The following is a 22,502-nucleotide window of genomic DNA, read 5'->3' as shown; positions in this document are numbered from 1 at the left end:
GATTTGGAACAGCTTATGTGGCGGACCCCGCTCCCTCCCCTGGCGGCCCTCCTCCTGGCGGCGACGTTGAGCGCCTGTGGCGGCAAAACCGAAACCGACGCGCCGGCTCCGCCGACGCCGGTTGAGGCCGCTCGCGTCGCCGCCCCTGACGCCGCAAGCGTCGTGTCTGGCGCTGGGACGCTGGAGCGTCGCCGCGAGATGGCGCTGTCGTTCCGGATCCCCGGCGTGCTGACCACGATGAAGATCGAGGCCGGCGACAGCGTCCGGGCGGGACAACTGATCGCCGCCATCGACCCCGCCGGCGTCGATGCGCGCCAGCAGCAGACCCAGGCCGACCTTGAGCGCGTGCGTCGTGACCTCGAACGCGACAAGGTGCTGTTCGAAAAGGGCTATGTCAGCCGCCAGCGCATCGATGACCGCACAAGCGCGCTGAAGTCGGCCCAGGCCGCGTATGACGCCGCCCGCTTCGACCGGCGCTGGGCCAATCTGGTCTCGCCGGTCTCGGGCGTCGTGCTGGAGCGCCGCGCTCAGGCCGGCGAAGTGGTCGGTGCCGGCCAGGTGGTGGCGCGGGTCGCAGACCTGACCAGTCCGCTCGTTCTGCGCCTGCCTCTGGCGGCTCGAGACGCGGCCCGCATCCGGGTCGGTGATCCCGCCACAGTCAAGGTCGATGAGATCGGCGAAGCCACCCTGAACGGCCGAGTCACCCGCGTCGGGGAGGCCGCCGACACTCGCACGGGCGCAATACAGGTCGAGATCGAGCTTTCCGCGCCCCCCTCGACCTTGCGCAGCGGTCAGGTCGCCCACGCCACGCTCAACGTCCGCGCGCCTACCCACGTCACCACGGCCTACGCCCGCGTGCCGGCCGAAGCGGTGCTGGAGGCCAACGGCGCCCGCGCCTTCGTCTTCCGGGTCGATAGCGGCAAGGCTCGGCGCACAGCCGTCGGCTTTGGCGGCTTTGACGGCGACGACGCCCTGGTCGCGGGGCTGCCGAACGGCGCCCAGGTGATCACCGCAGGCGCGGGCTTCGTTTCGGACGGCGAGAACGTAGCCGTCGTCGACCCTACCCAGCTGGGACGCTAGGCCGTGAAGTTCGACCTCTCGACGTTCGCGGTCCGTCGCTGGCAGTTCACGCTGGTGGCCTTTGGCCTGCTGGTGATGCTGGGCTTCAACGCCTTCACCAGTATTCCGCGCTCGGAAGACCCGCATTTTCCGATCCCGATTGTCGTCGTCCGCGCGGTGCTGCCGGGCGCCGAGCCTTCGGAAATGGAGCAGCTCGTCGTCGATCCAATCGAGGACGCGGTCGACGGCCTGGACAACATCGAAAAGGTCGAGTCGGTCAGCCTGGACGGCGCAGCCGTGGTTTCGGTGCACTTCACCTGGGACGTCGACCCAGAGCGCAAATACGACCAGGTCGTGCGCGAGGTGAACGCGATCCGGGGCAACTTGCCTGCAGGCCTAGCCCGCCTTGACATCCAACGCGCCCGCACGACCGAGGTCTCGGTCGTGCAGGTGGCCCTGACCAGCGACACCCTGCCGATGCGCCGCCTGGAAAAGGTCGCCGATCGACTGCGCGAGCGGCTCGACCGCGTGCCCGGCGTGCGCGAGGCGCAATACTGGGGCGCGCCGCCGTCGGACGTACAGGTGACGCTGGATCTGGCACGGCTATCGGCCCTGAAACTACCCGCCACCGCTGTGACCGACGCCCTGCGCGCAGCCGGCGCTGAGGCGCCCATCGGCGCCGTTCAAGCCGGCGAGCGACGCTTCAACGTCAAGTCCGGCGGCGCCTTCCGCGACCTGAAGACTATCGGCGACACCCCGGTGCGCTCGATCGGCGGCAAGGTCGTACGCGTCTCCGATGTCGCGACCATTGGTTGGGCCCAGCAGGAGCCGACCCACGTCACCCGCTTCAACGGCAAGCGCGCCGTCTTTGTCACGGTGAAGCAGAAGGACGGCCAGGACGTCGCCAAGATCACCCAGGAGGTCCGCAAGGTCCTGGACGAGTACGAGCGCGCCCTGCCCGCCGGGGTCAAGCTGGAGCGCGCCTTCTTCCAGGCCGAGAACGTCAAGCATCGCCTGAAGAACCTGTTCCGCGACTTTGGCATCGCCCTCGTACTGGTGCTGATCACCCTGTTGCCGCTGGGCCCTCGCGCCGGCGTGGTGGTGATGGTGTCGATTCCGCTGTCACTGCTGATCGGCCTGTCGATGCTGCAGGCGTTTGGGTTCACCCTGAACCAGCTGTCGATCGCCGGCTTCGTGCTGGCGCTGGGTCTTCTGGTCGACGACAGCATCGTCATCACCGAGAACATCGCCCGCCGCATCCGCGAGGGCGAGGAACGCACCGAGGCGGCGGTCAACGGCGCACGCCAGATCGGCCTGGCGGTCATCGGCTGTACGGCGACCCTGATGCTGGCCTTTCTGCCGCTGATGGCCCTGCCGGCAGGCTCGGGGGCCTATATCAAGTCGCTGCCTGTGACCGTGCTGTGCACGGTCGGCGCGTCGCTGCTGGTGTCGCTGACCATCATCCCGTTCCTGGCCAGCCGTATCCTGGACAAGCACTCCGACCCGGAAGGCAACGCGATCCTCCGGGCCGTGAACGGCGGCATCCAGCGCTTCTATCGCCCGGTGCTGCACGCTTCGTTGGCGCGCCCCTGGCTAGCCCTGGCCCTGATGCTGGCCCTGTGCGCCACCACCGTGCCGCTTGTGAAGGTGATCGGCAGCTCGCTGTTCCCGCCGGCCGAGACGCCGCAGTTCCTGATCCGCATCGAAACGCCTGACGGCGCGTCGCTGGCCCGCACCGACCAGGCCCTGCGCTTCGTCGACGCCCGCCTGGCCAAGGAGCCCGACATCCTCTGGCGCGCCAGCAACCTCGGCCGCGGCAATCCACAGATCTTCTACAACAAGAGCCAGCGCGAGAGCTCCAACAGCTTCGCCGAAGTCTATGCCAGCCTCGAAGCCTGGAAGCCGGGCAAGAGCGAGAAGCTGCTAGATGATCTACGCGCTGACTTCGCCAAGTATCCCGGCGCGCGGATCACGGTCGTCGCGTTCGAGAACGGCCCGCCGATCGACGCCCCCATCGCCATCCGCATCACCGGCCAGAACCTCGACGTGCTGAAGGCCTTGGCCGCGCGGACCGAGGCGGTGCTGAAGGACACATCCGGCGCGCGTGACGTCAGCAACCCCATGCGCCTGGACCGCACCGATCTTGATCTGGGCGTCGACGAAGCCAAGGCCGCCGCCCTGGGCGTACCGGCCGGCGCTGCGCGCCGCGTCACCCGCTTGGCGCTGTCGGGCGAGGAAGCCGCGCGCTTCCGCGATCCGGACGGCGATGACTACGCCGTCCGAGTGCGCCTGCCCACAACGCAGGTGGACGGCGCGGCCCGCAATCCACTGTCGGCGCTGAACGGCGTCTATGTGCCCACCGATGAGGGCGAAGCCGCCCCGCTGGGCGCGATCGCGACCCCGGTCCTGCGCTCCAGCCCCGCACGCATCGACCGTTTCGACCGTGAGCGGACGGTGACGGTGACCAGCTATGTCGCGACCGGGTACCTCACCGCCAAGGTGACAGAGGACGTCGTCAAGCGCCTGGAGAAAGAGGTCCCGATGCCGCCGGGCTATCGCCTGTCACTAGGCGGTCAGGCCGAGGCGCAGTCGGAGAGCTTCGCTGGCTTGGGCGCGGCAGTGCTGGTGGCGATCTTCGGCATCCTGGCCGTGCTGGTCCTGGAATTCCAGAAGTTCAAGACCGCCCTGGTGGTCGCCGGCATCATTCCATTCGGCGTGTTCGGCGCGGTGCTGGCCCTGGCCCTGACAGGCAACTCCCTATCGTTCACCGCCACGATCGGCCTGATCGCGCTCATCGGCATCGAGATCAAGAACTCGATCCTCTTGGTCGATTTCACCGAACAGCTGCGTCGCGAAGGCATGAACCTGCACGACGCCATCGAGAAAGCCGGCGAGGTCCGCTTCCTGCCGGTGCTGCTGACCAGCGTCACCGCCATCGGCGGCCTGCTCCCGCTGGCCTTGGAGCGCTCGGGCCTCTACTCGCCGCTGGCCATCGCCATCATCGGCGGCCTGATCACCTCCACCCTGCTGAGCCGGGTGGCGACGCCGGTGATGTATTGGCTGACGGCGCGGGGGAAGGCGGAGGGGGTTTGACCAAAATCCTCCCCCCAGCGGGGGAGGTGTCGGCTCGAAGAGACGACGGAGGGGGCAGAGGCAGGGGCGGCAGGACTTCCCCCTCCGTCCGCTGCGCGGACACCTCCCCCGCTAGGGGGAGGATTTGTGGCTCCCCCCTTGCCTATTATACGATCGTATAGCAACACTCTCCCCATCCTCAGGGGGAGCACACCATGGCGGTCACTCAAACCCGCGACGCAGTCATCATCGGCGGAGGCCACAACGGCCTCGTCTGCGCCTTCTATCTGGCCAAGGCCGGACTGAAGGTCACGGTCTGTGAGGCGCGGGGCGTCGTTGGCGGCGCGGCGGTGACGGAAGAGTTCCACCCCGGTTTCCGCAACTCTGTGGCCAGCTACACGGTCAGCCTCCTGAACCCGCGCGTGATCGCCGACATGGGCCTGCGCGAGCTGGGCCTGACCTTCCTGGAACGGCCGATCTCCAACTTCCTGCCGATCAGCGACGACAAGTACATCAAACTGGGCGGCGGGCTGGAGCGCACCCAGGAGGAGTTTCGCAAGTACAGCCGGCGCGACGCCGAGGTGCTGCCGGCCTACTATGCGATGCTCGACGAGATCGGCGACATCCTGCGCGACCTGGCCCAGGAGACTCCGCCGAACCTGGGCGATGGTTTGCCCGGCCTGCTGCGCGCCCTGCGCCAGGGGGGACGCCTGGCCTTCCTGTCGCGCGAGCGCAAGCGCGACCTGCTGGACCTGTTCACCAAGAGCGCCCGCGACGTGCTGGACGGCTGGTTCGAGAGCGAGCCGGTCAAGGCCGCCTTCGGCTTTGACGCGGTGGTCGGCAACTTCGCCAGCCCCGATACGCCGGGGTCGGCCTATGTGCTGCTGCACCACACCTTCGGCGAGGTGAACGGCAAGAAGGGCGCCTGGGGCCACGCGGTCGGCGGCATGGGCGCGATCACTCAAGCCATGGCCAAGGCCTGCGAGGCGGCCGGGGTCGAGATCCTGCTCGACGCTCCGGTCGAGGGCGTCCACATCGACGGCGGCAAGGCTGCCGGCGTCCAGCTGGTCGACGGCCGCCAGATCATGGCGCCGATCGTCAGCGCCAACGTCAATCCGGCCCTGCTCTACAAGAAACTGGTCCCGCCCTCGGCCCTGACGCCGGACTTCCGCAAGGCGGTCGACGGCTACAAGAACGGCTCGGGCACGTTCCGGATGAACGTGGCGCTGTCGGAGTTGCCCAGCTTCACTTGCCTGCCGGGCAAGGAGACCGCCGAGCACCACCAGTCGGGCATCGTGATCGCCCCAAGCCTCGACTACATGGACGCCGCCTATCGCGACGCCAAGGGCCAGGGGATCAGCAAGGCTCCGATCGTCGAGATGCTGATCCCATCCAGCCTCGACACCAGCCTGGCGCCGCCCGGACAGCATGTGGCGAGCCTGTTCTGCCAGCAATTCGCGCCGGAGCTTCCTGATGGTCGCTCCTGGGACGACGCGCGCGAGGCCGCCGCCGACCTGATCATCGACACGGTCGACCAGTGGGCGCCGGGCTTCAAGGCGTCGGTGCTGGGCCGGATGATCCTGTCGCCGCTGGACCTGGAGCGGAAGTTCGGCCTGATCGGCGGCGACATCATGCACGGCCACATGTCGCTGGATCAGCTGTGGGCCACCCGCCCGCTGCTGGGCCACGCCAGCCACCGCGCGCCGATCAAGGGCCTCTACATGTGCGGCGCGGGCACGCACCCCGGCGGCGGCGTCTCGGGCAATCCGGGTCGCAACGCCGCGCGGGAGATCCTGCGCGACAAGGACTTCGTCACGGCGGTCAAGCTGTCGGTGGTGGGGCGGTGATGGCGAAACATCCGACCTTCCCGGCGAATGCCGGGACCCAGATGCACCCCAAGCCCATGCCGTGCTTGGCGCTTCACAACCTTACGATCTGGGCCCCGGCATTCGCCGGGGAAGTCGGGGGAAAGGTGGCGCCATGACCGAGATTCCCAACCATGACCCCCTCTCCGACTGGGGCCTGCCCGGCTGGATCTACACCAGCGAGCGGTTCTTCAAGGAAGAGCAGGACAAGGTCTTCCGGCCGTCCTGGCAGATCGTCTGTCATCTGAACGACATCCCCAAGGCTGGCGACTTTCACACGTTCGATTTCATCGGCGAGAGCCTGGTGGTCGTACGCAGCAAGGACGGCGGCGTGCGCGCCTTCGCCAATGTCTGCCGTCATCGCGGCGCGCGGCTGCTGGACGGCCCGGTCGGGCGGTGCGGCGGCCGGATTGTCTGCCCCTACCACGCCTGGACCTATGACCTGGAAGGCCGGCTGATCGGCGTGCCGATGCGCGACGACTATCCCGCGCTCGACATGGCCAAGGAGGGCCTTGCCCACATCGAGACCGAGATCTGGCGCGGCTTCGTCTTTGTCAGGATCGAGGGAGACGGCCCTTCGGTGGCGACCATGATGGCGCCCTACGAGGACGAGGTGGCCCACTACCGCTTCGAGGAGCTTCAGCCGTTCGGTCGCGTCACGCTGCGGCCGCGCGCGGTGAACTGGAAGAACATCAGCGACAACTATTCCGACGGCCTGCACATCCCGGTCGCTCACCCCGGCCTGACCCGCCTGTTCGGCAAGGGCTACGGCGTCGAAGCCGAGGCCTATGTCGACAAGATGTGGGGCCAGCTGATCGACGAGCCGTCCAAGAGCCCGTCAGAGCGCCTGTATCAGGACCTGCTGCCCGACGTTCCCCACCTGCCGGACGACCGCAAGCGGCTGTGGACCTACTTCAAGCTCTGGCCGAACTTCGCCTTCGACATCTACCCGGACCAGGTGGACTTCATGCAGTTCATCCCGATCTCGGCCGAGCAGACGATGATCCGCGAGATCGCCTACGCCCTGCCCGATGACCGGCGGGAGATGAAGGCGGCGCGGTACCTCAACTGGCGGATCAACCGCCAGGTCAACGCCGAGGACACCGAGCTGGTCGCGCGCGTGCAGCAGGGCATGGCCTCACGCACCTTCACCGCCGGGCCGCTGGCGACCAGCGAGGTCAGCTTGCGCAGCTTCGGCCGCAAGATGCGGGCGCTGATCCCGGAAAGTCGCCTGCCCCGGCCGCCGGAGGGGTGGTGAGCTCATCACCTCGGCAAGATCGTCGTGTCATCCCGGCCGTAGCGAAGCGGAGAGCCGGGACCCAGGGGGTGAGGAACCGTCGCGGAAGCCGCCCCTGGGTCCCGGATAGCGCTTCGCGCTTCCGGGATGACACGGGTTGTTTGGCAGGATAGGCGCCGCCGTGACCCGCGCCGCCTTCACCCGCGAGGCGCCTGACGTCCGACGCCAAGCGCTCGTCGCCGCCGCCGAAGCGGTGCTGGCGCGCGAGGGCGTGGGCGGGACCAGCGTGCGGACGATCTGCGCCGAGGCCGGGGTCTCGCCAGGCCTGTTGCGGCACTATTTCGAAGGCGTCGATGAGTTGATCGCGGCGGCCTATGAGGCGGTGGCGCACCGGATCGACGGCGCGCTGGACGCGGCTCTGGAGCGGGCGGGCACAGATCCCCGCGCGCGCCTGCTGGCCTATCTGGGCGCCAGTTTTGCGCCGCCGGTGCTGGACGAGCGCCTGCTGGCCGCCTGGGTCGGATTCTGGTCGCTGGTGAAGACCAAACCGCGCATGGCCGCGATCCACGCGGCCTCCTACGCCGACTTTCGAGCGCGGCTGGAGGCCCTGCTGGCGGAGGCCGGCGCACGTGACACGCGCCTGGCGGCCATCGCCCTCACGGCGACGGTGGACGGACTCTGGCTGGAGCTTTGCCTCGATCCGGCGACGTTCAGCCCGGAAGAGGCGCGCGCGGTCGTGACCCGCGCGCTCGAAGGCTGGCTTTAGGCGACAGCCGCCTGGTTGGCCGCGCGGTTGCGGCCCCACGACGGGGTGCGGGCTTCCGGCTCGAAGGTGTGGACCTCGGCTTTGCGGCCTTGGGCGCGCATGTGGCGGGCCAGCAGCTGCGCCAGGCTCTCGGCCTCGTGCTGCGACGAGTAGGAGCCGATCAGATCCGCCGAGTCGTTCCAGGTCACATGCCACACCCCGGCGACGGGACGGACGTAATAGTGGTTCTCGGTCATGGTGACCTCCTTGGACAACTCAGCGTGCACTTAGGCACGGGGACATGACAGTTGTTTCGCTATCGCACAACGAAATTGCGTTGCGATGCACAATGCATGAGCCGCGCCAGGGCCTGCGCTAGTTGTCCTTGACCACCTCACCGCCCTTCATGACCTTGGCGACTTTTGTGAGGGTGGAGACATCCGTGAGCGGATCGCCCGCAACAGCGATCAGGTCGCCATAACAACCGACGGCGACGCACCCGACCTGACCCGTCTTGCCCATGAGCTCGGCCGCGATCGTGGTCGCCGACTGGATCGCCTGCATCGGCGTCATGCCATACTTGACCATGTACGGCATCTGCCGCGCGTTCCAGCCGTGCGGATAGACGCCGGCGTCGGTGCCATAGGCGATCTTGACCCCCGCCTTGACCGCCTTGCGGAAGCCCTCGCGCTGAGCGTCGGTGGTCTCGCGGTTCTTGCGGATCATGCCGTCGGGCCAGCCGTGCTCGCGGCCATAGGTGTCGATGAAGTCGCCGTTGTAGATGTCGGCCACCAGGAACGCGCCCTTGGCCTTCATGAGCGCGATCCCCTCATCGTCGATCAGCGAGCCGTGCTCGATCGAGCGGACCCCGGCGCGGACGGCGATCTTGATCCCCTCCGCGCCATGAGCGTGGGCTGTGACATAGGTCCCGCGCTTGGCGGCCTCTTCGACGGCGGCGCGGATTTCCTCTTCGGAGAGCTCAAGTTGACCTGGCTCGGTGCCCTCGGTCAGGACCGCGCCTGTGGCGATCAGCTTGATAAAGTCGGCGCCGCCTACCAGCAGGGCGCGGACCTTCTTGTGAACGTCGGCGGCGTCCTCGACCACGCCGCGCCGCATCTCGGGCGGGATGGCCACGTCGGGCGCGACGCCCGTGATCTCACCGCCTCCGCCCGGCGCGGTGACATAGGCGCCGGCGACGGACATGCGAGGCCCGGTCACGAGACCCTCGTTGATCGCGTCCCGCAGGGCCGCGTCACCCAGAGCGCGCCAGGTTCCCACATCACGCACACTGGTGAACCCCGCCATCAGCGTCGAGCGGGCGTGCCCCGCCCCGATATAGGCCTGCTGGGCGGCGCTCCTCAGCAACGGCAGGGCGATGTTCTCGCTCTGCTCGTCATCGACGATGTGGGTGTGCATGTCGATCAGGCCGGGCAGGACGGTCAGTCCCGACCAGTCGATGACCTTGGCGTCCTTGGGCGCGCCCTTCCAGGGGCCGACCGAAGCGATGCGCTCACCCTCGATGCGGAGGAGCTGGTCGGTCAACACCTTGCCGGCCTGGGGATCGACCAGCTTGCCGGCGCGGACGTAGGAGACCTGCGCCGAGGCGAGCGCGGGAACCAGGGCGGCCAGCGCGGCGGCGTAAAGAAGACGGGCGATCATCGGACGGCTCTCTGCATCAGAAGGTAGATCGGCGCGCCCACAGCCAGCAGCACCAGCCCCCACAGGGTCACCGACCATCCCGCGCCGGAGAAGGTCCAGACCGAATAGATCGCCCCCAGGGCTGCGACGATGGTCAGGGCCCTGGAGCGTTCCAAGCGCTCCTTGTGCTGCAGGCGCAGCACCGCCAGCGAGCAGAAAAGATAGGCGAGCAGCGTCGAGGTCGTGGATAGCAGGGCCATGAAGGTGAAGGCGTCGGCCATCGACTTGGCGTAGTTCATCAGCACCAGAATCGTCACCAGGGCGCTGGAAGCCAGATGCGCGCGCACTGGCGTGCCGTTGACGGAGGTCTTTGCGAACCAGGCTGGAAAGACGCCCTCCCGGGCCATGGCGGCGGGCAACTCGCCCTGGATCAGTGACCAGCCGTTCAACGCGCCTAGAGCGCTGATCGCTGCGAAAGCCGCCAGCACCAAACGGAAATCACCGCCGCCGTGATAGGTCACGAAGTCGACGAACGGCGCGTTGGAGCCTTGCAACACGGCCGCAGGCGTCAGGAGCAGCACGCCTGACGACACCACCAGATAGACAAGCCCGGCGAAGGCCGTGCCGGCCAGGGTGGCGCGCGGGATCGTCCGTGCGGGATCCTTGACCTTGTCGGCCGGGATGGTCGCGGTTTCGACGCCCAACAAGGCCCAGAGCGTCAGCGCCGCTGCGGCGGTGATCGACGTTCCTGAAAGGGCTGAGGGTTCGAAGGGCGTCACCGCCGCAGGTCCCTTTCGCAGCAGCACGCTCAGCGCCAGGCCCGCGACCGCAATCAGCGGAACCAGCTTCAGCACTGTGGTCACCACCTGAGTCCAACCAGCCGACCTGGCGCCCGCGCAGTTGATCGCGGTGGCGGCCCAGACCACCGCCACGGTCAGCAGCGCCGGCAGCGCGGGGACCTTGGCGATACCGGGCAGGAAGACGCTGAGATAGCTGACCGCCGCAATGGCGATGGCCGCGTTGGCGACCCAGACCGAGATCCAGTACGACCAGGCGACCAGAAAGCCCGGCGCGCGACCGAAAGCCTCCTCGGTGTAAGCGAAGGGCCCGCCCGCCCGCGGAAAGGCGCCAGCGAGCTTGGCGAAGACATAGGCCAGGCACAGTGAGCCGCCGATGGTCAGCATCCAAGCGAAGACGGCGTTCCAGCCATAGGGCGCCAGCGAGGCCGGCAGCATGAAAACGCCAGAGCCGATGATGTTGCCGACCACCAGGGCCGTGCACATCCACACGCCCAGCAGCTTGGATTTGAGGGACGTCATCCCGAGCCGGCCTCCCCGGAAAGCAAAAGGGGCGGTCCGATGGACCGCCCCCGCTACGCTACCCACAAATCGCTAGAACGCCTTGCCCAGCTTGACCCCAAGCGTGCGGGGCTGGTTCGGCGTGATGTAGTACTGCGTTCCGCAGACGCTGGTCGCGCACTGGGCGTTGCGGTCCAGGCTGGCGCGCTTGTCGAACACGTTCTTCACATAGAGACCGATCGATAGACCGTCCTTCTCCATGCCGCCCGACAGGTCAAAGGTCTCCCAGCCCTTCTGCTTCCCGAACGCCGCGCGATCGGAGAGCCGCAAATCGGTCCAGGTTGCGCTTTGGGCGACCATCGAACCCTGCACGTAGTTGTCCCATTCACCCCAGTTGAAGTCATAGCGCGCCGTCAGGTTGGCCTTGAACTTCGGGGTAACGGGCAGCGAGGTGCCGTCCGGCGCTTGCGGCGACGGGCAACTGGTGACCGGATTTCCGGCCGTATCGGTGAAGCCGCAGTAGTTCGCCGTCAGTTGGGCGTCGGTGTAGGCGGCCGCCGCATTGATCGTCAGTCCCTGGACCGGAACCCAGGTGATGTCGCTTTCGATCCCCTTGATGCGGGCCTGGTTGGCGTTCTTGATCTCGGTTAGGCCGTTGGCCCCCAGGATCGAGAACTGGAAGTTCGACCAGTCCTCCATGAACACCGCGCCGTTCCAGCGGAAGCTGTTGTTCAGCCAGGTGGTCTTCCAGCCGGCCTCGTAGTTCTTCAGGAAGTCCGACTGATACGGCGGCAGCGTGCTGCGCCGGTTGATGCCGCCCGGCCGGAAGCCCTTGGAGTAGGTGGCGTAGACCAGCTTGTCGTCATCGAGCTTGTAGGTCAGCGTGACCTTCGGAACGTTGCCGCTTTCCTTCACGCCCTTGTCGAGGTTCGTACAGGGCGAGCCCTTGACCACCGCCGCCTTGAAGCACGCCTTCTCGCCGGTCGAGCCGTAGCCCTTGCCGTAGCCGTAGAAGCCGACCAGCGTATTGTGCGCCTTGAAGAAGCGGATGCCGGCGGTCAGGGTCAGCTTATCGGTGATGTCGTACTCGGCCTGCCCGAACACGGCGCGGTCACGGTCGATGCGCTGCTGCTTGGTCAGCCAGATCGTGCCGGTGTAGCCGGGCACCGAGATATCGCTGCCGATATCGGCGATCCGGTAGTTCTGGAAGATGTCGTGCGTCTGCTTCTGATAGAAGCCGCCGACCACGAACCGCAGAGCCTTGTCCTGCGGCGAGGCGATCCGGATTTCGTGGCTTTGCTTCTTGTAGTCATCCTGGCCCTGGATGAACTGGGAAGGATTGACCAGGTTGCCGGCGTTGTCGGTCCAGTAGAAACCGTAGCCGACCTGATCATAGAAGTACGAGTAGTCGGTGTAGTCAGAGTTGGTTTCGGTTTTTCGGTTCAGGTACGAGCCGGCGTAGGTGACGTCGAGGTTGGCCACCTGGCCCTCGATCGTCATGGCGGCCTGATACCATTTGTCCTTGGCGCTCTCGGGATAGTAGCGCTGAACCTTCAGATCACCGACCTTGGGGTCGTAGGAAAACGAGCCGTTCGACTTCTGCACCTGGCCCATGACCTGGGGCGTGATCACCCAGTTGTCGTCGAGCTCGACCCGCAGAGCCGCGCGGCCGCCTTGGGTGTAGACGCTGTTGTAGTCCTCGCGCACCCGGGCCTTGTTGGTGATCGTGAAATCATTGGCCAGATCGGCGTCGCCGCGGTTGTAGATGCGCGTGCCCGGCTCGTTGTCGATGTAACCGCCGTCGCGGACATCCCAACCGACCAGACGCACCGCGATCTTGTCCGACAGCGGCATGTTCACGAAGCCTTCCAGCGCATGGCCGGTGTCCCCGTGGGCGATCTTGTTCACTTCGACGTCAACGCCGGCGGAGAAGCCAGCCGTTGAAGGCTTGTTGGTGATGATCCGCAGGGTGCCCGCCTGAGAGCTCGCGCCGTACAGCGTGCCCTGCGGACCAGCCAGCGCCTCCACCCGGGCGATGTCGTAGACGTGGATGTCCAACGCGCCCTGGATCGTGGTGACGGGCTGCTCGTCCAGATAGACGCCCACGCTGGGCAGCGAGCCGGAGTGGTTGCCGTCGCCGCCGCTCGCGACGCCGCGCATATAGACCTGGCCAAAGCCCGGGCCCGAGCTGGTGAACGAGACGCTCGGCAGATACTGGACGTAGTCAGCAAAGGCGCTGATCTGCAGTTGATCAAGCTTTTCACCGCCCAACGCCTGGATGCTGACCGGCACGTCCTGCAGGTTTTCGCTACGCTTTTGGGCGGTCACAACCACCTCTTCAAGCGCGGTGGATGGCCCCGACTGCGCCTGGGCGTAAGCGACGCCAGACAACATGGTGCTGGCCAACAACGCAGCGGAGTAGACCCCCGCCTTCTTTAAACGAACCGATCCCGACGACATACAGTCGCTCCCCTTACGGCTTTGAAGGAACGATGTTCGACCCGCGCCTAATCGTTGGGCAAGATTGAATTTTCGGTTTGTCGTCAATTCCTGTGAGTGTTGCAGAAATGGCGAGGCGTTGGGCAGGTGGTCAAATAACAGGCGCTTCCGGATAGGTGTTAAGCACGGGCCCCAATGCCTGCTTGAGCGGTCCCAGATACGATTCGAATTTCTGCCAGTGCTCAACCGCGTCCTTGAAAATGGGGCGGCGAACCTGCTCTGAACTGGCCGTCCGGACCGCACGGTCGTTCTGGTGCGGAGAGAGGCAGGCCTCCTCGAACGGCAAGCCGCAGTGCTCCAGCAAAGCCCGGATCTGCGTCTCCGGGTCCGCGATCATCTGTTCATAGATCACGCGATGCACACGCCCCGGCAGCACGGCGTCGAAGTGGCCCATCAAGTCGACATAGTCGGCGTAGTAGCGACCGATGTCGGTCAGGTCGTAGCTGAACGCCTGTCCACGCGCGAAGTGCTGCTTGAAACCGGAGAAGCAGCAGCCCAGGGGGTGTCGCCGCGCGTCGATGATCTTGGCGTTGGGCAGGATCAAATGGATCAGACCGGTGTGCGCAAAGTTGTTCGGCATCTTGTCGATGAAGAACGGCTTGTCGGTCTTGCGCTGGATCCGGGTGCGTTCGATGAACTCCTCGCCCAGCGCCTTGAGGTCCTGCGCAGACAGATCCGCCAGGCTCTCGGGATAGGTCGACTCGGCGCGCCTGGCGGTCTTGCCGCCCAGGCGACGCGCCATGACGATCAGGTCGGGCAGCTCCATGGTGCCCTCGACCAGCGAGTGGCTGGCCAGGATCTGCTCCACTAGGGTCGAACCCGAACGGGGCAGACCAACCACAAAGATGGGATCGGGAGCCTCACACCCCTGCCCGCCCCGGGCGGCGATGAAACCGGGCGTGAACACCGCCTTGGTCCGCGCGGTGTCGGCCGTATTCTCGTCGGGATCGTAGTCCAGCTGCGCGCGCCGGATCGCCGCGCCGGCGGCGTAGTGCCGGAACGACCCGTCCCAGTCCTCGGCGTCCTCGTGCGCCTTGCCCAGCGCGTAGTGCAGATGCAGTCGATCGTCGTCCGACACGCCCTCGGCTTCCAGCGCCCGGCGCATGGCGTCCAGGTCGTCGGGCGTGAACTTGACGGTCTTGAGGTTGGCCAGGCTCCACCAGACCTCGCCCAGGGTCGGAGCAAGGTCCAAAGCCTTACGATAGGCGGCGACGCTGTCGGCCTGCCGCCCCACCGTCTTCAGCGCATGGCCGTAGCTCATCCAGCCTTTCGGCTGGTTGGGATAGTCCGTCAGCACCTGCTCATAGACAGCGATCGCGCGGTCGTATTCGCCCAGACGCGCCAGGATCGCCGCATAGAGGTTGGCGTAGCCGGGGTGGCGCGCATCCTTGGCCACCAAATGCTCGATCTGCGCCAGCGCCTCCAGGTTCTTGTTCTGGCGATAGAGCATGGTCGCCAGGTTGTGGCGGGCGGCGGCGAAGTTCGGCGCCAGCTCCACGCATCGGGTCAGCAGGGCCTCGGCGTCGGCGTAGCGGCCCAGTCGCGCGCCGGTCTCGGCCAGCATGCGGATCGCCGCCACATCGCCGGCGTCGGCCTTCAAGCGATCACGCAGAAGGCGCTCGGCCTCGCCCAGGCGGTCGTCGGAAAGCGCCGTGGCGGCCTCGACCAGCAGCGGATCGCGGGTGGAGGCGCGAAGCTGCCGGGCCAGCGCACGTTCAGCGCCTTGGCGATCGCCCAGAAGCTCCAAACTCTCGGACAGACCCCGCCAGGCCTCGGACAGGCGCGGCTCCAGCGCGCTGGCGCGATCAAAGGCGCGGGCGGCCTCGGCGGTACGCCCCAGGCGCTCGAGGCATAGGGCCAACTCCAGCTGAGCCAGGGGCATGTTGGGCAGCGCCTGAGCCAGCGGCGCAACCGTCGCCAACCCGCCGGCGGCGTCGCCCGACAGCCGCAGAGCAGCGGCCAGCACCCGCGTTGTGTCGGCGTGACGCGGCACGACCTCCAGGATCGCCCGCGCCTGTTCGGCCGCCAGATGCGCATCAGTCTCTAGCAGCCGTTCGGCATGTTCGAGCGCCGCGGCGAGACTGACGGCGGGCTGGGCGGTCGTGGACTCCATATCGCGAGGAGAGCGGCGCGCCGACGTCGGTGTCAATGCGATCCGCACGTCTTCCCGCCGCTTAGGCTAAAGCCGATCCCGCAACGCGTACCAGCTGAGCCCCGCCACCGTCAGCGGCCAGCGCAACAGGCGTCCGCCGGGGAACGGCGGCGTCGGCAGGCGTGACAGCAGCTCCACAGGACCGGTCTCGCCCTCGGCGGCCTTGGCCAACAGTCGGCCAATGTAGGGGGCCAACATCACGCCCTGACCCGAATACCCCGAAGCGACCAGTACGCCGGGCGCCACCTCACCGACGAAGGGCATGCGGCTGAACGTGATCCCCAAGGTCCCACCCCAGGCGTGGGTGACCTCCACGTCCGCCAAGCGCGGATAGACCTTGGCGAGGTTCTTGCGGACCATGCCGGCGATGTCGCGCGGAAAGCCCGGACGATAGTTCTCCCCGCCCCCGAACAGCAGCCGACCGTCCGGGGTCTTGCGGAAGTAGTTCACGACGAAGCGGCTGTCGGACACCGCTGCGTTCGACCGGATAATGTCTTCCGCCAAAGCTCCCAGCGGCGCGGTGACGGCGATGAAGTTGTTGATCGGCATGACCCGCGCACGGGCCTTGCCGGCCATTGCGTTGAGCAGGCCGTCACCACTGAGGATCAGCCGATCGCAGGCGACGCGTCCGGTCGTGGTCTGAACCACGATCTTGCCCCCCTCGCGACGCCAGGACACGGCGCGGGTGCTTTCATGGATCGCGGCCCCCGCCGCCATCGCCTGCGCCGCCATGCCTTGGGCCAGCTTCAGCGGATGGACGTGACCGCCGCCGCGATCGACGAGGCCGCCGTGATAGACGTCGGTCCCGAGCTCTTGGGCGAGGTCGGCCTCGCCGATCAGTTCCAGCTGGTCGTAGCCGTAGCGCTCGGCCATCAGAGCGACATAGGCCGCGTCTTCGGCCTCGCCGCCAGGCTTGTGGCGGGCGTGGATCATGCCCGGCCGCCAGTCGCAGTCGATCGCCTCGACCAGAGTGGCGAAATAGGCGCGCGCGTCTTCAGCCAGGCGCCAGAGGTTCGCGGCGTCGTCGCGGCCGACCGCCTTTTCCAGCCAGACCTGGTCCCGCCGCTGGCCCGTATGGACCTGGCCGCCATTGCGGCCCGAGGCGGCGCAGCCGATACGGCCGGACTCCAGGACGATGGCCCGGCTTCCCAGCGTCATCGCCGCGCCAAGGCCGGTGAAGCCCGCGCCGACGATGCAGACCTCGGCCGAGGTGTTAGCATCCAACGGCGGCAGATCCGGAACGTCCGCGACCGTGTCCGCATACCAGTTCCCTCTCCCATAGGGAGAGGGGTAGGGGTGAGGGGGTTCACCGGTCACCGCAGTAACCCCTCATCCCCCGCGCCTGCGGCGCGGGTCCCCCTTCTCCCTGTGGGAGAAGGTTCACCTCGGCGATCACACATTCAGCAGCAGGAACTCCCGCTCCCAAGGGCTGATGGTGCGCATGAAGGTCTCGTACTCGGCCTGCTTCACCCGGTCATAGGCGGCGCAGAAGGTCGGCCCCAGAATCTCGACCAGCGGCTGGCAGGCGACAAACAAGCGGAGCGAGTCCGACAGGCTGCGCGGCAGCTCGATGCCCCGGGCGCCGGCGTCGATCGCCACCGGCTCGCTGGGCTTGAGCCCCTGCACCATGCCCAGATAGCCGGCCGCCAAGGATGCGGCGATGGCGAGGTACGGATTGGCGTCCGATGACGGAATGCGATTCTCGACCCGGCGATTGGCCGGCCCCGACGGGGGCACACGCAGGCCGCAGGTGCGGTTGTCATAGCCCCACTGGGTGTTCACCGGCGCGCCGCTGTCCCGCGAGATCCGGCGATAGCTGTTCACGTACGGCGCCAGGATGGCCATGATCGCCGGCAGATAGGTCTGCTGGCCGGCGATGAAGCCGTGGAACTGCGCCGACTCCGTCCCATCCTCGTTCGAGAACAGGTTGCGGCCCTTCTTGTCGACGATCGACTGGTGGATGTGCATGGCGCTGCCGGGCTCATTGGCCATCGGCTTGGCCATGAAGGTGGCGTAGATCTCGTGCTCCAGCGCCGCCTCGCGGATGGTGCGCTTCATCATGAAGACCTGATCGGCCAGTTCCAGCGGATGGCCGTGCTGCAGGTTGATCTCCATCTGCGCCACGCCGCTTTCGTGGATCAGGGTGTCGATCTCCAGGCCCTGGCGCTCGGAGTATTCGTACATGTCCTCGAACAGGGCGTCGAACTCGTTGACCGCGCCGATCGAGTAGCCCTGCCGCCCCGTCTCCGGGCGTCCCGAGCGCCCGATCGGCGGTTTGAGCGGATAGTCCGGATCGGTGTTACGATCGACGAGATAGAACTCGATCTCCGGCGCCACGATCGGGTTCCATCCCTTTTCAGCATAGAGCGCCAGCACCCGACGCAGCACCTGGCGAGGCGCTTCTTCGACGGGCCGGCCGTCAGGGTGGAAGGCGTCGTGGATCACCTGGGCAGTCGGATCCTGCGCCCAGGGCACGGCGGCCAGGGTGGCGAAGTCGGGGGTCAGGAAGATGTCGGTGTCGGACTGCACCGCGTTCACCGCCCCCTCGAACTCGGGGAAGTCGCCGGTGATCGTCTGGTAGAACACCGCCAGCGGCAGGTTCATCGACGGCGAACCCAGGAACTTGCGCACCGGCATGATCTTGCCGCGCGCCACCCCGGCCAGATCGGGCACCACGCACTCGATCTCCTCGATGTGCTGGCGCGCGAACCAGTCCTTGGCCTCCTCGATCGTCGAGACGCCGCGATCCAGGATCTGGTCGCGCTTGGCCTTGTTGTGCTTGGGCTTCATGACACCGCCTCCGGTTTCAGCGCGCGGAGGAGAGGCTCGGCTTCGGTCAGGGACTTGCCGATGATGCCGACCAGTTCGTCGATCTCGGCGTGACTGACGATCAGCGGCGGACAGCAGACGATGGTGTCGCGGATGGCGCGGACCATCAGGCCGTTCTTGATGCAGATGTCGCGGACGATGGGCCCCGCCTCGCCTTCCTTGTCGAGGAAGCGATGGTTCGTACCCTTCTCGCGCACGATTTCGACCGCGCCCAGCAGGCCGATCGAGCGCGTCTCACCGACCAGCGGATGGTCGTTCAGGCTGGCGAGGGCCTTGGCCAAGTAAGGGCCGGTGTCCTCGCGGGTGCGCGTGATCAGATCCTCGCGCTCCATGATCTCGATGTTCTTCAGCGCCACGGCCGCGCAGGTCGGGTGGCCCGAATAGGTGAAGCCGTGGATAAAGTCGCCGCCCTTCTCGCGCAGCTCGGCGACGATGTGGTCAGCCACGCCCACCGCCGAGATCGGCAGGTAGCCGGACGACAGGCCCTTGGCCATGGCGATCAGGTCCGGCTTGATCCCGTAGTGCTGGTGGCCAAACCATTGGCCCAGGCGCCCGAAGCCGCAGATCACCTCGTCGCAGACCAGGAGGATGCCGTACTTGCGGCACAGGGCCTCGACGGCGGGCCAGTATCCGTCGGGAGGGATGATAACCCCGCCCGCCCCCTGTACAGGCTCCCCGATGAAGGCTGCGACGTTCTCGGGCCCGACGGCCAGGATCTTGTCCTCGATCTCCTTGACGCAGCGATCGCGGAAGGCGGCCGGGTCTTCGCCAAAGCCCTCGCCGAAGTGATAGGGCTGGGCCACGTGCTCGACGCCCGGGATCGGCAGGTCGCCCTGCGCATGCATGTGCTTCATGCCGCCCAGCGACACCCCGGCGACGGTCGAGCCGTGATAGGCGTTCCAGCGGCTGATGAAGACGGTGCGCTGCGGCTGTTCTTTGAGCTTCCAGTAGTGGCGGACCAGGCGGAAGACGGTGTCGTTCGCCTCGGACCCTGACGCGTTGTAGAAGACGTGGGTCAGATGGCCGCCCATCTTCTGGGCGATCTTGGCCGCCAGGGTCACGGCCGGCGGCGTCGCGGTCTTGAAGAAGGTGTTGTAGTACGGCAGCTCCAGCATCTGCTCGTAGGCGGCTTCGGCCAGCTCCTTGCGGCCGTATCCGACATTCACGCACCACAGGCCCGCCATGCCGTCGAGGATGCGATGGCCCTCGCCGTCGGTGATGTAGCAGCCGTCGGCGCGGGTCACGATGCGGCTGCCACCCAGCTCGGCGATCACCTTGTGGTCGGCCTGGGCCGGCAGGTGGTGCGCAAGGTCGAGGCGCTTGAGCTCGGCGATGTCGTGGTTGCGGATCGGGGCGTTCATTGGGGGCTCCTGGGCCTTACGCGACGAGCGGCGCGCCTCTGAGGGCGCGTCCGAAGATTTCAAAGAAGATCTGCGACTGCCGGTTCTGCGCCGGCTTCCATTCGGGGTGCCACTGCACGGCCAGCACGGGCGCGCCGTTGACGGTGGCGGAGAAGGCTTCGACCACGCCGTCGGGGGCGCGGGCCTCGACAGTCAGCCCCTCACCCAGACGGTCGACGCCCTGATAGTGGACGGAGTTGACGACAGCCGCCTCGACGCCCAGAGCGCGCGACAACACGCCGCCCGGCGTCAGGGCGACATCGTGGACGTGATCGAACATGCCGTTGAAGTCGACATCGTCGGGCGCGTGGTGCGCGATCAGGTCGGGACTGGCGGCCATGTCGCGCCGCAGCGTGCCGCCGAACGCGACGTTGATTTCCTGAAAGCCCCGGCAAATCCCGAACACCGGCTTGCCCAGGTCCAGCATCGCCTTGATCAGGTCGGCGGTCATGCCGTCGCGGGCGGCGTCGAACGGCCCCGGCGCGTCGCCGATCTCCTCGCCGTAGAGGGCGGGATCGAGGTTCGAGGGGCTGCCCGTGAGCATCAGGCCATCGAGACGACCTGCAACTTCAGCCGCGCGCATCCGCCCCGGCAGGGACGGGATCAGCAGCGCCGCGACATCGCCATAGGCCGTGGTCGCGTCGACATAACGGCTCATCACCGCCTGGGCCGGCTCGACCCCGACGGTGCGGGTGCAGCAGATGATCCCGGCGACGGGGCGTGCGGTCATGGCGTCAGCTCAGCAAAACCGCCGGCGAGCAGGCGTGCCAGCACAGCCAGACGGTCTCGCCCAGCTTGAAATCCTCCTGGTCCCAGCGTGTCAGGTTCGAGCGTTGAACCTTGATGCGGCGACCACCGGCGATCTCGACCTCATAGGTGGACGAGCCGCCCAGATAGGCCTCGTGCTTGATCACGCCTTCTACGGCGTTCGTTCCCTTGGGCGCGTCGCCGAGATTGGGCGGCGTGTCGTCGGTCTTCTTGTGAAGCTCGATCTTCTCGGGCCGGATCGCCGCCCAAACCGTGCCGCCGCGCGGCCCGGTGACGCCGTGATCCAAGAAGATGTCGACGGGCAGGTCCGGCGACTTGATCACCGCATGGCTAGGTTCATCGACCGCGAGCACGCCCTCGAACAGGTTCACCTGACCGATGAAGTCGGCCACGAAGCGGCTGTTGGGGAACTCGTAGAGATCGCTCGGCGTGGCCACCTGCTGCAGCACGCCGCGGCTCATGACAGCGCAGCGCGACGCCAACGCCAGCGCTTCGTCCTGGTCGTGGGTGACCATGATGAAGGTGATGCCGACCTTCTCCTGCAGGGTGCACAGTTCAGTGCGCATCTGCTCGCGCAGCTTGGCGTCCAGGGCCGACAGCGGCTCGTCCAGTAGCAGCACGCGCGGACGCTTGACCAGCGCGCGAGCCAGAGCGACCCGCTGCCGCTGACCGCCCGAAAGCTGGTCGGGCTTACGACCACCCAGGCCGCCCAGCTGCACCAGCTCCAGCGCCTCGGCGACACGCGCCTCGCGCTCGGCCTTGCCGACCTTGTCGACCACCAAGCCGTAGGCGACGTTGTCGGCCACGGTCATGTGCGGGAACACCGCATAGGACTGGAACACCATGTTTACCGGCCGCTTGTTGGGCGGCACCTTCGAGATGTCCTGACCGTCGATCAGGATGCGGCCTTCAGTCGGCGTCTCGAAGCCGGCCAGCATCCGCAACAGGGTGGTCTTGCCACAGCCCGACGGCCCCAGCAGGGCGAAGAACTCCCCCTCATTGACCGTCAACGACACGTCATCGACGGCCGCCAGCTTGCCGAAGCGCTTGGTGACGTTCTCGAAGGTGATGATGGGTTTGGTCATTTGGTGTCCCCCGCCCCATGACCGGCCGCCGCCGCGGGATTGCCTTGCAGTTTCAGCGCCGCCGCCGTCAGCAGCACGGTCAGCACGATGAGCACCGTCGAGGCCGCATTGACCTCAGGCGTCACCGAGAAGCGGACCATCGAATAGACCTTCACCGGGAAGGTCACCGTGTCCGGACCGGCGGTGAAGAAGGTGATGACGAAGTCGTCGAGGCTCAGCGTGAAGGCCAGCAGTGCGCCGGCGACCAGCGAGGGCGCCATGTGCGGCAGGATCACGTCCTTGATCGTACGGAACTCACCCGCCCCCAGATCGCGGGCCGCCTCTTCCATCTCACGGTTGAAGCTGGCCATCCGCGCCCGAACGACCACCGCCACGAACGGGAACGAGAACGACACGTGAGCGATGATGATGGCGCCCAGGTTCAGCGGCCACGGCATCCCCTGTGGCCAGGGCATGACCTTGGCGAAGAAGACCAGCATCGCCACGCCCATGCAGATTTCGGGCACCACGATCGGCAAGGCCATCGCCCCGTCCACCGCCGTCTTGCCGGGGAAGCGGAACCGCCACAGCGCGAGCGCCGCCGCCGCGCCCAGGAACAGGCTGATCACCGTCGACGCCGCCGCGATCGTCAGGCTGTTGCCGAACGCCTCGAGCAGCTCGGAGTTATTGAACAGCTTCTCGTAGTATTTGAGCGTGAAGCCCTTCCAGACGATATTGCGTTTGCTGTCGTTGAAGCTGAACGCCATCAGCGCGATCAGCGGCGCGTAGAGGAAGATGAATACGGCCGCCAGCCAGGCCTGCATCTGCCAGCGGCGGAGGTACTCGAGGGGCCCGGGGGCGGATTTCTTGCTCATC

Annotated in this window: 16 protein-coding genes; 5 read left to right on the top strand and 11 right to left on the bottom strand. The window is 66.9% G+C overall.

Annotated elements, in window-relative coordinates; genetic code table 11:
• The first annotated feature begins 3 nt into the window (after positions 1 to 3).
• From ACT53N_RS12340 to ACT53N_RS12320, 5 genes are all read left to right on the top strand, one after another.
• Positions 4 to 1,080, top strand: a complete 1,077-nt coding sequence (locus ACT53N_RS12340; protein ID WP_476064159.1) for an efflux RND transporter periplasmic adaptor subunit — start codon at positions 4 to 6, stop codon at positions 1,078 to 1,080.
• Between the two features lie 3 nt (positions 1,081 to 1,083).
• On the top strand, positions 1,084 to 4,152 hold the full coding sequence (locus ACT53N_RS12335; RefSeq protein ID WP_476064158.1) for an efflux RND transporter permease subunit: 3,069 nt from the start codon (positions 1,084 to 1,086) through the stop codon (positions 4,150 to 4,152).
• Positions 4,153 to 4,346: 194 nt separating this feature from the next.
• The gene (locus ACT53N_RS12330; RefSeq protein WP_476064157.1) at positions 4,347 to 5,978 is read left to right on the top strand and encodes a phytoene desaturase family protein; all 1,632 of its coding nucleotides are present in this window, start codon (positions 4,347 to 4,349) and stop codon (positions 5,976 to 5,978) included.
• Positions 5,979 to 6,039: 61 nt separating this feature from the next.
• The gene (locus ACT53N_RS12325) at positions 6,040 to 7,254 is read left to right on the top strand and encodes an aromatic ring-hydroxylating oxygenase subunit alpha (protein ID WP_476064156.1); all 1,215 of its coding nucleotides are present in this window, start codon (positions 6,040 to 6,042) and stop codon (positions 7,252 to 7,254) included.
• Positions 7,255 to 7,390: 136 nt separating this feature from the next.
• Complete coding sequence (locus ACT53N_RS12320) at positions 7,391 to 7,999, top strand: TetR/AcrR family transcriptional regulator (protein WP_476064155.1); 609 nt, start codon at positions 7,391 to 7,393, stop codon at positions 7,997 to 7,999.
• Here ACT53N_RS12320 and ACT53N_RS12315 read toward each other — a convergent pair.
• The 11 genes from ACT53N_RS12315 to ACT53N_RS12265 form a co-directional block, all read right to left on the bottom strand.
• A complete protein-coding gene (locus ACT53N_RS12315) occupies positions 7,996 to 8,235 on the bottom strand; it encodes a hypothetical protein (RefSeq protein WP_476064154.1) in 240 nt (79 codons plus the stop codon). The genes ACT53N_RS12320 and ACT53N_RS12315 overlap by 4 nt on opposite strands.
• A gap of 118 nt (positions 8,236 to 8,353) precedes the next feature.
• The gene (locus ACT53N_RS12310; RefSeq protein WP_476064153.1) at positions 8,354 to 9,637 is read right to left on the bottom strand and encodes a Xaa-Pro dipeptidase; all 1,284 of its coding nucleotides are present in this window, start codon (positions 9,635 to 9,637) and stop codon (positions 8,354 to 8,356) included.
• Positions 9,634 to 10,935, bottom strand: coding sequence for an APC family permease (locus ACT53N_RS12305; RefSeq protein WP_476064152.1), 1,302 nt, complete (start codon positions 10,933 to 10,935; stop codon positions 9,634 to 9,636). Before ACT53N_RS12305 ends, ACT53N_RS12310 begins: the two co-directional genes overlap by 4 nt.
• A gap of 72 nt (positions 10,936 to 11,007) precedes the next feature.
• Entirely contained in the window at positions 11,008 to 13,374 is a 2,367-nt protein-coding gene (locus ACT53N_RS12300) for a TonB-dependent receptor (protein ID WP_476064151.1), read from the bottom strand.
• A gap of 130 nt (positions 13,375 to 13,504) precedes the next feature.
• Complete coding sequence (locus ACT53N_RS12295; protein ID WP_476064150.1) at positions 13,505 to 15,526, bottom strand: tetratricopeptide repeat-containing sulfotransferase family protein; 2,022 nt, start codon at positions 15,524 to 15,526, stop codon at positions 13,505 to 13,507.
• Positions 15,527 to 15,592: 66 nt separating this feature from the next.
• Entirely contained in the window at positions 15,593 to 16,882 is a 1,290-nt protein-coding gene (locus ACT53N_RS12290; protein WP_476064149.1) for an NAD(P)/FAD-dependent oxidoreductase, read from the bottom strand.
• A 75-nt stretch (positions 16,883 to 16,957) separates the two neighbouring features.
• Entirely contained in the window at positions 16,958 to 18,355 is a 1,398-nt protein-coding gene (locus ACT53N_RS12285) for a glutamine synthetase family protein (protein WP_476064148.1), read from the bottom strand.
• Entirely contained in the window at positions 18,352 to 19,755 is a 1,404-nt protein-coding gene (locus tag ACT53N_RS12280; RefSeq protein ID WP_476064147.1) for an aspartate aminotransferase family protein, read from the bottom strand. The genes ACT53N_RS12285 and ACT53N_RS12280 overlap by 4 nt, the downstream gene beginning before the upstream one ends.
• Before the next feature lie 16 nt (positions 19,756 to 19,771).
• Positions 19,772 to 20,524, bottom strand: a complete 753-nt coding sequence (locus tag ACT53N_RS12275; protein ID WP_476064146.1) for a gamma-glutamyl-gamma-aminobutyrate hydrolase family protein — start codon at positions 20,522 to 20,524, stop codon at positions 19,772 to 19,774.
• Between the two features lie 4 nt (positions 20,525 to 20,528).
• Complete coding sequence (locus tag ACT53N_RS12270; protein WP_476064145.1) at positions 20,529 to 21,647, bottom strand: ABC transporter ATP-binding protein; 1,119 nt, start codon at positions 21,645 to 21,647, stop codon at positions 20,529 to 20,531.
• Entirely contained in the window at positions 21,644 to 22,501 is an 858-nt protein-coding gene (locus ACT53N_RS12265) for an ABC transporter permease (protein ID WP_476064144.1), read from the bottom strand. Before ACT53N_RS12265 ends, ACT53N_RS12270 begins: the two co-directional genes overlap by 4 nt.
• Position 22,502 lies beyond the last annotated feature (1 nt).

It is taken from the genome of Caulobacter sp. DMC95, assembly GCF_056313785.1.
This window is presented reverse-complemented; position numbering and strand designations above follow the sequence as displayed.